Here is a 13,389-nt window from a genome sequence, read left to right on the forward strand (position 1 = left end):
AGATGTCAGGAACAATTGATGCTGTTGGTGAAGGTGTAAGTGATTTTAAAATTGGTGATAAAATTACGGTTCGTCCTTTGGATAATCGTGAAGAAGCACCTTCTGATAAAGGGTTCGGACATATCGCTAAAAAATTAAAGTTTATCGGTATCGATAGTCCTGGAGCAATGCAAAATTACTGGAATGTTCCTGCTTTTACACTACATAAATTAAAAGAAGAAACAGATTTAAAATTGGCCGCTTTAATTGAGCCACTTTCTGTTGCTTGTCATGATGTTCGTATGGGTGGATTAGTAGCTGGAGAAACTGCTGTAGTTTCAGGTGGAGGTCCTATCGGATTATTGGTTGCTATGGTTGCTAAAAGCAAAGGTGCCAATGTAATCATCTCTGAGGTAAATGAGATTCGTATTAAAATGGCTCAGGATATGGGATTTGATGTTGTCAATCCTATTAAAACTGATTTAGTGGAGTACGTTGACAAGAAAACCGACGGAGCTTTAGCTGATGTTGTTTTTGAGGTAGCTGGTGTTCAAGCTTCTTTAGATATTACAACAGAAGTAGCTGGTATTCGTGGTCGTATTGTAATGGTTGCTATCTACGGCGAGCCAAAACCAGTGAATTTATTCAAATTCTTCTGGAAAGAGTTGAAACTAATTGGAGCTCGTGTATACGAAAAAGAGGATTACGAAGAGTCTATCCAGTTAATTACGGATAACAAATATCCATTCGAAACAATCATCACGGATACAAAACCTTTAGAGGAAATTCAGCAGCTTTTCGAAAGTATTGATGCCAATCCTGAAGGAATGAAGTATTTAGTAGACTGTCAATAGTAAGCCATAGGCTTTTTATTTGGAGCAGAGGTGTGCCGAAAGTATGCTTGTTGCTCCAAGTATAAATAATATAAGAACTCAATAAATTAACAATTAATAAAATGATAAACGTAAACGAATTATTTGACCTATCTGGAAAGGTTGCTTTAGTAACTGGTGGAACTCATGGTATTGGTATGGCTTGTGGTAAAGCCTTAGCTGCTGCAGGAGCAAAACTATGTGTAAATGATATTGACGATGCAAAATTAGAGGAGTGTAAAGCTGAATATGCTAAAGATGGTATTGATGTTTATACGATTAACTTTAACGTTTGTAGCGAAGAAGGTGTTGATAAAGGAATTAGCCAAATCGAAAAAGAAGTTGGTCCTATCGATGTTCTTGTAAACAATGCAGGTATCATTAAGCGTATTCCTATCTTAGATATGAAAATAGCTGAGTTTGAGCAAGTGATTGATGTAGATTTAGTTGCTCCATTAATTGTTGCTAAGCGTATTGCTCCTGGAATGATCGAGCGTCGTCAAGGAAAAATCATTAACATGTGTTCTATGATGAGCGTTTACGGTCGTCAAAATGTATCTGCTTATGCTGCTGCAAAAGGTGGTTTAAAGTTATTAACTGAGAACATGACTTGTGAGTGGGCTAAATATGGTTTACAAATCAACGGAATCGGACCTGGTTATATCGCTACTGCGCAAACTGCTCCTATCCGTGTTGGTGGTCACCCATTTAACGACCTAGTAATGACTCGTACTCCTGCTAACCGTTGGGGAGAGCCAGAAGATGTAGGTAATGCTGCCTTATTTTTAGCTTCAAAAGCAGCTGAATTCGTAAACGGTCACATTTTATATGTAGACGGTGGAATCTTAGCTAACTTTGGTTACGTTAAAGGTGAAAACGAAATTTAAGATACCCTTAAGACAAACAAACTAGCCAAATCAATAACCTAAATATTAGTAAGGATGAAAACAGATATCCTAGAATTTGATCAGTATATAAACGGACAATGGATGAAGCCTGATAGTGGTGAAACCGTTGAGGTATTAAACCCTTCAAATGATGAAGTTGTCGGTTTGGTTGCAAAAGGAAACGAAAAAGATGCAGTGGTAGCCCTTGAGGCTGCCGATGCTGCACAAAAGAGTTGGGCAAAAGTTCCAGCGCGTAAAAGAGCTGAGTTACTTTATGCTTTATGCGATGAGATTAAAGCAAATCGTGAAGAACTTGCAACCGTTTTAACCAAGGAACAAGGAAAGTTATTTAAGGTAGCTTTATTCGAGGTAGATGTATGTTGTTCTTTTATTCAATATGCCTGTGAGTGGGCACGAAGAATTGAAGGTGATATTCTACCGTCAGACAACGAAAATGAGCAAATTTTAATACAGAAAGTTCCTAGGGGAGTGATTGTTGCTATTACAGCATGGAATTTTCCATTTGCTTTAGCAGGCCGTAAACTTGGGCCAGCTTTAGTAGCTGGAAATGCTATTGTAATAAAAGCTACGGATGAAACTCCAATGTCAACATTGATGTTAGGTGAATTAGCTAAAAAAGCAGGGATTCCTGATGGTCTTTTAAATATTGTTACTGGGCCAGGACGTGAAATCGGTAATGCTTTAGTGAAGCACCCTATTACTAAAATGGTGACAATGACAGGTAGTACACCTACAGGTCAGTCTATTATCAGAAGTGCAGCAGAAAATATGGCACATGTTCAATTAGAATTAGGAGGTAAAGCACCTTTTATAGCTTTTGAAGATTGTGATATTGATGATGCAGTTGAAGGAGCATTACATTCACGTTTCGATAACTGTGGACAGGTATGTACATGTAACGAACGTATGTATATTCATGAAGATATCTATGATGAATTCATGAAAAAATTCATGGCTAAGGTAAAAGCTATTAAAGTAGGAGATCCATTTGATGAGACTTCGGACATGGGAGCTAAGGTAAACAAGTCGGAGTTAAAACACATGGAAGAACTAGTTGCCGTAAGTGTTAAAGAAGGGGCAACATTAGCATATGGAGGTAAAACTCCGGAAGGTCCTGAATTTGAAAAAGGAAACTGGTTTATGCCTACGGTTTTAACCGATGTAACACAAGATATGACTATTGTTCATGAAGAAGCATTTGGGCCAATTTTACCTGTGCTTAAATTCAAGGACTTTGATGAAGTAGTTGGATATGCCAATGATTGCGAATTTGGTTTAGCAGCCATGGTATATACAAACAATATGAGTCGTATTATGAAACTAAATCAAGAATTAGAGTTTGGTGAAATATACGTAAATCGTGGTCATGGAGAATTGCATCAAGGATTCCATAACGGATATAAAATGTCCGGTACAGGAGGAGAAGATGGAAAATATGGTTTTGAGCAATATCTAGAAAAGAAAACTTTCTACGTAAGGTTTAAAGCTTAAGAAATAGATAAAAGTATTAAGTATAAAGACAAAAGACTTAGGTCGAAGTCTTTATACTTATGTCTTTATACTTTATACTAAGCAGAAATGACAAAAATAAAAAACGTAAATACCCGCATATTTAAAGTGCCTTTAGCAGAGGTTCTGTCGGATGCTAAACACGGAGATCATTACCATTTTGAATTAATTACATCAACTGTAACGCTTGAAGATGGAAGTGAAGGAACGGGTTATACCTATACTGGAGGAAAAGGTGGACACGCTATTAAAGCGATGATTGATCATGATTTTGCGCCAGTTTTAGTGGGTAAGGATGCAGAAAACATTGAAGAACTTCATGATTTTATGTGGTGGCATATTCACTATGTAGGTCGAGGAGGTATTGATGCTTTTGCTATGGCTGCTGTAGATATCGCTTTATGGGATATCAAATGTAAAAAAGCAGGTGAGCCATTATGGAAAGTTGCTGGAGGTACTGATAATACTTGTAAAGCTTATTGTGGTGGTATCGATTTACTATTTCCATTACCTAAATTGTTGGATAGCATTCAAGGTTATTTAGATAGAGGTTATAACGCGGTAAAAATTAAAATTGGCCGTGAAAACATGGACGAAGATATTGAGCGTATCAAAGCTGTACGTGAATATATTGGACCAGATGTTACCTTTATGGTTGATGCCAATTATTCAATGACGGTAGAGCAAGCTATAGAATGTGCCGAACGTTTTAAAGAATATAATATTTACTGGTTCGAAGAGCCTACTATTCCAGATGATCATAAAGGGTTTGGAAAAATTGCAGATGCAACCGGTGTAGCATTAGCCATGGGAGAAAATCTACACACTATTCATGAATTTGAATATGCCATGGAAGATGCTAAATTATCATTTGTACAGCCAGATGCATCCAATTGTGCAGGAATAACAGGATGGTTGAAAGCAGCTAAACTAGCAGCAGAACACAATATTCCTGTTTGTTCTCATGGAATGCAAGAACTTCACGTCAGCTTGGTTTCTTCTCAACCTAATGCAGGTTGGATTGAAGTACACAGCTTTCCAATTGACGAATACACTAAACGACCGTTGGTAGTTGAAAATCACAGAGCAATAGCTCCTGATACTCCAGGCGTAGGTGTTGAGTTTGATTGGAACAAATTGGCAGAGTACGAAGAGAAATAAGAAATAGTATCAAGTATCAAGACACAAGTATCAAGATTCAATCTTATCTTGATGCTTGATATTACTTAAAATCAGAAAAAAAACCCAAGTATTAAGAGATTGAAGCTGTAAATAGTCTTTTATCTTGATACTTACTACTTGATACTAAAAAATGAAATCTACACAAATCAGTTTTGGAAAACACAACAACCAAGAAGTAACACAATTCGTTTTAGAAAACGATAACGGAATGGTTGTAAAGATATTAGATTTAGGGGCTACCATCAGCTCTATAACAATTCCAGGGAAGGGCAACAAACCCACATCTATAGCCTGTGGGTTTGATACCCTGGATGGGTATTTTTCAGAGGAATATAAGGCCAACTCACCCTATTTTGGATGTACTGTTGGCCGTTATTGCTCTCAGATTAAAGATGCCAAGTTTAATTTAGATGGAACTACTTACCAATTAGCGACCAATTGCGGCGATAATAATTTACACGGCGGAACAGTAGGCTTTGACAAAAGAATGTGGGAAGCTACTCCAATAGAGTCTGACGGAAAAATCGGCGTTCAGTTTCAGCTTAAAAGTGCCGATATGGAAGAAGGCTTTCCTGGAAACGTGGAAGCCGCTGTAGTGATGCTATTAAGTAACGATAATGAGATTATTCTAAATTATTCTGCTACTACCGATAAAACTACTCCGCTATCGATGACTAACCATTCATATTGGAATCTATCTGGTTTCAAAACTAAAGTGGAAGGGTTTAAAGTACAGGTAAATACCAATCAGCTTCAAGAAATGGATGATACTGGTGCAGGTACAGGAAAAGTACTTGATGTTACAGGAACAGCCAATGATTTACGAGAAGGTAAAATAATTAAAGATGTTCATGATGCTGTTGGCGGATTTGAGCATTTTTATGTTTTCGACAATAAGAATGAAGATCTTATTCAAACTGCTAAAGTCGAAGATCCTGAGTCTGGAAGAAGTTTAGAGGTTTATTCAACAGAGCCATGCATGTTATTTTATACGGCAAAGTATATGTCTGATGAGTTGAAAAGAAATGAAAGTGAGCTATACGGACAATATCGTGCTTTCGCATGTGAAACGCACCGTTGGCAAAATGGTCCAAATATCGATGGATCGCCAAAAACGTTTACAAAACCAGATGAAGTATTTAAAAGTACAACTATATTTAAGTTGTCGTTTTAAAGTTTCAGTATACAAGAATTTGCTATTAAAGCCAGTTTAAATTTAAGCTGGTCAGTATAAAATAATTTCAAACTAATTAAATAATAGATGTTATGGGAATATTATTAGCGATTACAGCTGGTATTATGCTTGGTTTTTGGGCCATGCCTGAAAAATATATTAAAAACTATTCTTTTGAGAATGCATGGGGACTTTGTTATGTTTTTATGTTATGGTTGATTCCTGGTATTGTAGCCTTTTCTATGATCAACGATTTTGGACAAGTACTGTCAGACGTAGGAACACCTGTTTTATTAAAAATGTTGATACCTGGTTTCTTATGGGGAGTAGGTATGATGTTATGGGGTAAAGCCATCAATTACATTGGTATGTCTCTAGGTTTCTCCATTTTTATCGGAACTATTATTTGTATTGGTTCATTATTATCATGGGTATTTAGTGGTGTGCCAGAAGCGACTAAAATGACTACTATCTTAGTTGGTATCGCAGTAATTTTAGCGGGTATCATCTTTAATGGACGTGCAGGTATGCTGCGTTCTGCGGCTGAATCAAGTGATGGTAATAAAGGAGCTTCTATGGTGACAGGAATTGTAATTGCTGTTGTAGGAGGTATTTTATGTACAGGTTTTAATGTGGCTTTAGAAATTACTGCTGATGGAGTAGCGGCTAAAAACATCATTGGAGAAATGGTGGTTAAAAACGGAAACGAATCTTGGTTGGCATCGGTAGCATCTATGTTTATCGTGTATGTATCAGGTGGCGTTTTTGTAGTGCCTTACTTTGTGGTAATGCTTACTAAAAAAAGACTTTGGGGTGGTTTTAAAGTGCCAGAAGCTGGTAAAAACATTTCAATGACAGGTTTAATGGCTGCATTAAACTTTACGGCTTCAATCATATTTGCTTATTCATCATTCGTTTTAGGTAAAGATGGAGGCTCTATTGGATATGCCATATTTAATACGCTTTCTGTTGTAACGGCTGTTAGTGCAGGTGTATTTGCTGGAGAGTGGGGAGGAGCTCCTAAAGCTTCTAAAGTGTCTCTTTATGTGGGTATAGCCGCTATGGTTGGTGGAGTAATGATTATTGCTTTTGGCTAATAGTTCGTCTTAATAAAATATAAATTCGAAAAGGGTTTTTGCGCAATTGTGCAAAAACCCTTTTTTTATAGGTAATTTAAATGTATAAATTCGACTCGAACGAAATGTTCAAAAGGTTTAATTAGTCATAATTCAGATAACAAAAGTCATAATTTTCCTATTAAGACCATTTGTATAACTAACTTTGCGGCTTTAAAAAATAGGGCCAAAAATGAATAATAAATCACATCATACTTTCCATATTCCTGTCATGGGTACAGGTTATACAATTGAATCTCCATTAAAGGTTGGACAATACGGAATTAACTCTGTAGTTCCATTGACTGATCATTATATTATGGAGCATTTAATTAAAATTCATAGCGAAAAGAATGGTTTTGATTATACTGAAACGGATGCTAAAGATCCTAATAACAGACCAGCAATTGTTAAGAATTATTTGAACTTAAGTCATAAAATTGTTCAAGCTAAATTCGAATCAGTTAAAAGTTCAGAGTTTACTGAAGGTAGTGAAATTACCAAGTATTTTGAGTTGTTACCAGAATCGTCATCTTTAAGACAAGACTATCTTAACATGTTAGCTGCACCTGAAGCGGATAAAGAAGCTTTACAGGCAGAGCTAAGAAAAGGTATGACAGCAGGTGAAATTGATGTTAATATCATGACTAAGTTAGATGGTGTTAATTTCGATAAAGAAGGTAATCCACTTTCATCTGAACTGAATGATGCTCATGCAGCTATCAAAGGTTTTGCTACAAGTGATCTTACTTCTTCGGTAGTATTATCTGCAGGATTAAATCCTAGGTTATATGGTTATATGGCTACCTTCGATGATTTCTTTCCAGATGAAAATGGCATCATCAAAAAACGCATTGTACTTAAAGTGAGCGATTATCGTTCGGCTATGGTTCAAGGTAGGTTTTTAGCTAAAAAGGGACTTTGGGTTTCTGAATTTAGAATTGAATCAGGACTGAATTGTGGAGGTCATGCTTTTGCATCTGACGGTTATCTTTTAGGACCTATCTTAAAAGAATTTAAAGAAAATAAAGAGAAGTTGGTGGAGATGTTATTTGCTGGTTATGCAAGTGCATTAAAATCACAAAAAGATATAGAAGTTGAGAAACCATTCCCGGTAGCTTATACAGTGCAAGGAGGAGTAGGTGACTCGGATGAGCACGATATGTTTATCAAGTATTACGGAATGGAGTCTATTGGTTGGGGATCGCCTTTAATGTTGGTTCCAGAGGCTACTACGGTAGATGATTTTACTTTAGGCGTGCTTAAAAATGGAAAAGAGGAAGATTTCTACCTAAGCGATGTTTCTCCACTTGGAGTGCCTTTTAATTCTGTAAGAGGAAACTGGGCGGATATTGAGAAGCAAAAAAGAATTGATGCGGGTAAACCTGGTGCGGCTTGTTTAAAGAAATTTTTACAATTCAACACGGAGTATACTAAATACCCAGCATGTACTTCTTCTATCCAATATCAAAAAACTAAGATTGCTGAATTAACTGAAACGATCTCTAATAAAATTGAGCTTAAAGCTAAAATAGATAAGGTAGTTGAAAAGGCTTGTTTATGTGTTGGTTTAGGAAACACTATTATGGAGCACTATAAGCTAAAGTTAGCTAAGGGTGATCATGGTGTTGTAGTATGTCCTGGGCCAAACTTAGCCTACTTTGATAAGGTAAGTTCGTTGAAGGAAATGATAGACCATATTTATGGAAAATCAAGTGAATTATTTAACTCGGAAAGACCTAACGTTTTTGTAAAAGAGTTGAAGATTTACATGGATTACCTAAAGGATAAAATTGAAGATTGTAAAGAGGAATTCTCTGCACCTGACATTAAATATTTTAATGCTTTTAAGTCTAACCTACAAGATGGAATTTCTTATTATAAGGATTTGTTTTCGAAAGGAGATGAAATGTTTGAGAATATGAAAGAGAAGGCATTAGAAGATCTTTCTGCATATACGCAAGAGTTATCTGCGATGTTTGTTCCTCAGCCAGCAAAATAAGAATACAGTAGTTTAATAATATACTTAAAAAGGCAACCTTTCGAAAGAGAGGTTGCCTTTTTTGTTAAATATAATTTCGGCTTTTAAAATTTATGCTTAAATTGTTCAATGTATAAAATGCTATTATACATTGTCTTGTCTATCTTATTTTCTAAACAATTTCACCTATGAAGAAATTCGTATTATTTATTACTGTGCTTACGCTCTCGGTAAGTGCATTCGGACAGATTAGTGCCAAATTAATGCGCTACATGGATATATCGGAAACGCAGATTACATTTGTGTATGGAGGAGATATCTGGTTGGCACCTAAAGCTGGTGGCACGGCAATTCAAATTACGCACTCGCCAGGAGAGGAATCTTGGCCTAAGTTTTCACCCGATGGAAAAGAGATAGCCTATACGGCCAGGTATAACGGAAATTCTGATGTATTCGTAGTTCCTGTTACTGGTGGAATTCCAAGACGTATTACATATAATTCCTTCTCCGATAGAATGATTGATTGGCACCCCGATGGTAAACAGCTACTTTTTGCTTCTGGTAGAAATAGTGGAGTAGGGCGATTGAATAAGTTTTATATAGTGAGTAAAACGGGTGGTCTCCCCAAAGAGTTAAATATTCCATACGGTGAGTTAGCTTCTTTTTCCGAGAATGGAAACAAGCTGGCTTATATTACAAAGATTACAGAAAATTATCCTTTTAAAAGATATCGAGGTGGCTTAACTTCTGATATTATAGTTTATGATTTTATATCAAACAAAACTGAAAGAATTACAAGCAACGAAGCCAATGATGGCAAGCCAGCATGGGTAGGTGATAATATTTTCTTTCTATCTGATAGAGGTGAGCATATGCGTTTAAATGTCTGGCAGTACAACCCTAATACAAATGAAAAAACGCAAGTAACCAAGTACAAGGATTTTGATATATCGTTTTTATCTGGAAGTAAAAATGAGTTAGTATATGAAATGGGAGGAGATTTATTTGTGCATAACACAAGCACAAATAAATCGAGTAAGATTGATGTTAATGTTGTGAGTGATTTATCCGTAGAAATACCACGTATTAAAAATGTGGGCGGTAAAATTTCAAATGCTTCAGCTTCTCCAGGTGGCAAGCGTATTGCTTTTGAAGCAAGAGGAGAGATTTTTAACGTTCCTGTAAAAGAAGGTTTTACTTTGAACTTGACCCAATCGAGTGGCGCATTTGATCAAAATCCATCATGGTCGCCTGATGGCAAAACAATTGCTTACTGGAGTGATAAATCAGGAGAATATGAGATTTGGTTGCAGGATAGCGAGTCTAAAACCGAAGCTAAAAAGTTAACGAAGCGAGGCAAAGGTTTTGGTTATGATTTATTTTGGTCTCCTAATAATAAGATGTTGGCTTTTATAGATGAAACCAATACTATCTACGTAATTGATGCTGAAAGTGGACAAACTACTAAAATAGCCCAAAGCGAATGGAATATTGGTCATTGGTCAAGGTTTTATTATCCTATCTCATGGTCGCCAGATTCTGAATGGTTGACTTATACCTTGGATCAGGAGAATGCCAATGGAGCTATCATGGTTTATAATGTAAAAGCTAAAACTCAGCATCAGGTAACCAAAGGTTTTTATAATGATAACTTTCCTGTTTTTAGTCAGGATGGTAAGTACATTTTCTATCAAACTAATAGAAGTATGAATGCTGCTTATTCATCTTTAGGTGATGGAACATGGATTTACCCTAACTCAACACAAATAGCTTCTATCGCCTTAAAAAAGGATATTCCTTTACTGGTTAAAGTAAAAAATGATACTGTTGACATCAAAAAAGAAAAACCAGAAAAGAAGGAAGAGGACAAAAAGGATGATAAGAAAAAGGACGATGATAATAAGAACGGAAAGGATAAAAAAGATAATGGAGTTAAGGTAGAAATTGACTTTGATAATATTGAAGCCAGGGTACAAATATTATCGCCCAAAGCAGGCAATATTGGTGCTTTACTTCCTTTTAAAGATAAGTTGGTTTACGTGAGAAGAGCCAATACAGGATCAGGTGGTAAAAATAGTACTTTATTTGTTTTAGATTTAAAAAAGAACGAAGAAAAGAAAGTAATAGATAATGTTGGCTTTGTTAGTTCTACAGCGGATGGTGAATCGATGTTGGTGAGTGTAAAAGGTAAGTACGGAGTAATAAAACCTGCGGCAGGGCAAAAACTAGATAAGCCCATTCCTACAAAAGATATGACCATGAATTGGGTTCCGAAAGAGGAGTGGAGACAGATTTTTAATGATACATGGAGGCGTCACCGCGATTTCTTTTACGACCCGAATATGCATGGCGTTGATTGGGATGGCTTGCGTAAACAATATGCTAGCTTGGTGGAAGATGCTAGAACGCGTTGGGATATTAATAATATTCAGGCTAGTCTGGTAGCTGAGTTGAGTGCAGGACATACCTATGCCGGTGGTGGAGATATGGAACGTAGTCCATCTACTTCGGGCGGATTTTTAGGAATTGACTGGCAGTTGGATGGAAAGCAATATAAAATTAAACGTATTGTAAAACCAGCCGATTGGGATACTCAAGTGCGTTCGCCATTTGATAAACCAGGTGTTAAGGCGAAAGTAGGAGATTATATTCATTCGGTAAATGGGATTAAACTAAACCCAGAACAGGATCCTTATGCTGCCTTTGAGGGGTTAGGTGGAAAAACGGTGCAGTTAATGATTTCTTCAACAGGAGAATTAAAGGATGCTAAAGAGGTCGTGGTAAAATGTTTAAATGGTGGTCAGGAACGTAATTTACGTTATTTAGAATGGATTGAGAATAACCGTAAAATGGTTGATCAACTTTCTGATGGACAATTAGGTTACGTATATATGTCTAACACATCTAGTCAAGGACAGATGGAATTGGTTCGTATGTTCTATGGTCAGTTAGATAAAAAAGGCTTTATTATTGATGAGCGCTTTAATGGCGGAGGACAATTGGCTGATCGCTTTTTAGAATTGCTTCAACGCCCTGTAAATTGTCACTTGCATTGGCGACACGGGAAAGATCATCGAAGTCCTGTTAAAACCAATACAGGCCCTATGGGAATGTTGATTAACGGCTGGGCTGGTTCTGGTGGCGATGGTCTTCCTTGGGCTTTTCAAGAGTTAAAAGCTGGGCCTATTGTGGGTGAACGTACTTTAGGTATCTTGGTTGGACCAGCCACTGGTCATGGTTTAATTGATGGTGGAGGGATAACTGTTCCTGGAGCCAGATTATATGATAATGACGGGCATTGGTTTTGGGAAGGAGAAGGTGTGAGACCAGACTTTAAAGTTTGGGACGATCCGAATGTGCTAATGCAAGGTCGCGATCCGCAAATAGAAAAAGTAGTGGAAGAGGTACTGAAGAAAGTAAAAGAAAATAAACATTTAATTACACCAGCCCCTCCGTTAGAAGAAAGGACAGCAAAGTCGATGCTTAAATCGAGTTAAGCTGGGTTTGATAAGAAATGAAAAAAGGGAGAAAGCTGATTATATGTTATCAGCTTTCTCCCTTTCTTTTTTATATTAATTAAGGTGTTTATACCTCACAAGAATCACCCATACAATTTGGTTTTTCCTTAGGTTCTTTGATTACTTTAATTTTTATCAAGCCATAATAAATTTTACACCCAATACATATTCCAAAGGCTGTTTCTAAAAATAATAGAAGCAAGCATACCAAACACATCATACAAATAGGGTCGAAATATTTAACATCCTCCAATAAAAAGAATGACAAAATAAAGATGGCTCCTGTTAATAAACTTCCTAAACTCCAGGCAAAACGTTTTTGAATAGCACCTATATGCAAAGGTGTTTGTTTGCGTACTAATAACCAAGAAATAAATACGGTTGGCGCAAACTTAGGGTTAATCAGCACTGCCACTAAGAAATTGAATAACAAAATACCAGATAAGTATGGCAGAACGATATAATTTTCAAGAATAAAAGCATTAATAAAAGCTATCATGCCCAATAAAAACATGATGCCTGAGTTTCCTCGTACAACTCTTTCGTTTAAAACTTTATAGTTTATACCTTCAATGTTTTCTCCAAAACTAAAAAATGACATAGTATTTTTGTTTGAGTGTTATTATTAATAGGTGATTTACTTCACCCGTTCTTCTTGTTGCTTCCTCTTTATCCTACTTCCATTCAGGATTTCGTTTATCCTGTGGAGTGATTTTTCTACAATAGCGTTTCATATCTTCGATACTTACACCTATTTCATCAAAGTTTAATTGAGCTTGTTCTAGCGAAACCAAATTGCAACTAAACTCTAATTTTGGATCTTTATACTGCAGTTCATCATCCTCCCAATAACAGATCTGGCATATTTCCATTTCAAGTCTTTTCTCAGGTATGCAGGTGTTGTATCCGCAGCAAGGACAGTATTCGTTAAGCTCAATTTTCTTCATAAATATAAAAGTATAAAAACGCTGATGGTCAGTATAAAAAGTAATGAAACAAAAGTGTTTTAACCAATTATCTCGACCATACGTGTTTTATCGCAGCAAATATAATAAAAGGGATGGCTAATGCCTTAAATAAAGCATACCAAAGCTAAATATTACGCTCACACACTTTAAATGGATGCTTGAATACATAAAAATATACTTTTT

Annotated in this window: 10 protein-coding genes; 8 read left to right on the forward strand and 2 right to left on the reverse strand. The window is 36.3% G+C overall.

All coding sequences use genetic code 11. The features are described 5' to 3' along the window. The 8 genes from A8L32_RS01585 to A8L32_RS01620 form a co-directional block, all read left to right on the forward strand. On the forward strand, nucleotides 1-833 hold an 833-nt coding region (locus tag A8L32_RS01585; RefSeq protein ID WP_066626958.1), incomplete at its 5' end, for a zinc-dependent alcohol dehydrogenase. Nucleotides 834-934: 101 nt separating this feature from the next. Beyond that, nucleotides 935-1,738, forward strand: a complete 804-nt coding sequence (locus A8L32_RS01590; RefSeq protein WP_066626961.1) for a gluconate 5-dehydrogenase — start codon at nucleotides 935-937, stop codon at nucleotides 1,736-1,738. Between the two features lie 54 nt (nucleotides 1,739-1,792). Continuing rightward, a complete protein-coding gene (aldA, locus tag A8L32_RS01595; protein WP_066626965.1) occupies nucleotides 1,793-3,250 on the forward strand; it encodes an aldehyde dehydrogenase in 1,458 nt (485 codons plus the stop codon). An 87-nt stretch (nucleotides 3,251-3,337) separates the two neighbouring features. Beyond that, nucleotides 3,338-4,429: a mandelate racemase/muconate lactonizing enzyme family protein gene (locus A8L32_RS01600; RefSeq protein ID WP_066626966.1), complete on the forward strand. Its 1,092-nt coding sequence runs from the start codon at nucleotides 3,338-3,340 to the stop codon at nucleotides 4,427-4,429. A gap of 151 nt (nucleotides 4,430-4,580) precedes the next feature. Further along, on the forward strand, nucleotides 4,581-5,624 hold the full coding sequence (locus tag A8L32_RS01605; protein WP_066626968.1) for an aldose epimerase family protein: 1,044 nt from the start codon (nucleotides 4,581-4,583) through the stop codon (nucleotides 5,622-5,624). Nucleotides 5,625-5,716: 92 nt separating this feature from the next. After that, on the forward strand, nucleotides 5,717-6,721 hold the full coding sequence (locus A8L32_RS01610) for an L-rhamnose/proton symporter RhaT (protein ID WP_066626974.1): 1,005 nt from the start codon (nucleotides 5,717-5,719) through the stop codon (nucleotides 6,719-6,721). Between the two features lie 211 nt (nucleotides 6,722-6,932). Further along, nucleotides 6,933-8,741, forward strand: a complete 1,809-nt coding sequence (locus tag A8L32_RS01615) for a hypothetical protein (protein ID WP_066626976.1) — start codon at nucleotides 6,933-6,935, stop codon at nucleotides 8,739-8,741. 167 nt (nucleotides 8,742-8,908) lie between these two features. Further along, nucleotides 8,909-12,217, forward strand: coding sequence for a S41 family peptidase (locus tag A8L32_RS01620; RefSeq protein ID WP_066626979.1), 3,309 nt, complete (start codon nucleotides 8,909-8,911; stop codon nucleotides 12,215-12,217). Nucleotides 12,218-12,305: 88 nt separating this feature from the next. Here A8L32_RS01620 and A8L32_RS01625 read toward each other — a convergent pair whose 3' ends face one another. Together A8L32_RS01625 and A8L32_RS01630 are read right to left on the reverse strand one after the other, a co-directional pair. Next, on the reverse strand, nucleotides 12,306-12,839 hold the full coding sequence (locus tag A8L32_RS01625; RefSeq protein ID WP_066626982.1) for a DUF4395 domain-containing protein: 534 nt from the start codon (nucleotides 12,837-12,839) through the stop codon (nucleotides 12,306-12,308). A gap of 73 nt (nucleotides 12,840-12,912) precedes the next feature. Then, the gene (locus A8L32_RS01630; RefSeq protein WP_066626986.1) at nucleotides 12,913-13,185 is read right to left on the reverse strand and encodes a CPCC family cysteine-rich protein; all 273 of its coding nucleotides are present in this window, start codon (nucleotides 13,183-13,185) and stop codon (nucleotides 12,913-12,915) included. Between the last annotated feature and the right edge of the window lie 204 nt (nucleotides 13,186-13,389).

The sequence above is a fragment of the Labilibacter marinus genome (genome assembly GCF_001659685.2).
Lineage (GTDB): Bacteria > Bacteroidota > Bacteroidia > Bacteroidales > Marinilabiliaceae > Saccharicrinis > Saccharicrinis marinus.

Excerpts from the sequence above, each read along its gene's own strand:
- A8L32_RS01630 (WP_066626986.1), bottom strand. The coding sequence starts at position 13,185 with ATGAAGAAAATTGAGCTTAACGAATACTGTCCTTGCTGCGGATACAAC.
- A8L32_RS01600 (WP_066626966.1), top strand. The coding sequence starts at position 3,338 with ATGACAAAAATAAAAAACGTAAATACCCGCATATTTAAAGTGCCTTTA.
- aldA (WP_066626965.1), top strand. The coding sequence starts at position 1,793 with ATGAAAACAGATATCCTAGAATTTGATCAGTATATAAACGGACAATGG.
- A8L32_RS01625 (WP_066626982.1), bottom strand. The coding sequence starts at position 12,839 with ATGTCATTTTTTAGTTTTGGAGAAAACATTGAAGGTATAAACTATAAA.
- A8L32_RS01605 (WP_066626968.1), top strand. The coding sequence starts at position 4,581 with ATGAAATCTACACAAATCAGTTTTGGAAAACACAACAACCAAGAAGTA.
- A8L32_RS01620 (WP_066626979.1), top strand. The coding sequence starts at position 8,909 with ATGAAGAAATTCGTATTATTTATTACTGTGCTTACGCTCTCGGTAAGT.
- A8L32_RS01615 (WP_066626976.1), top strand. The coding sequence starts at position 6,933 with ATGAATAATAAATCACATCATACTTTCCATATTCCTGTCATGGGTACA.
- A8L32_RS01590 (WP_066626961.1), top strand. The coding sequence starts at position 935 with ATGATAAACGTAAACGAATTATTTGACCTATCTGGAAAGGTTGCTTTA.
- A8L32_RS01610 (WP_066626974.1), top strand. The coding sequence starts at position 5,717 with ATGGGAATATTATTAGCGATTACAGCTGGTATTATGCTTGGTTTTTGG.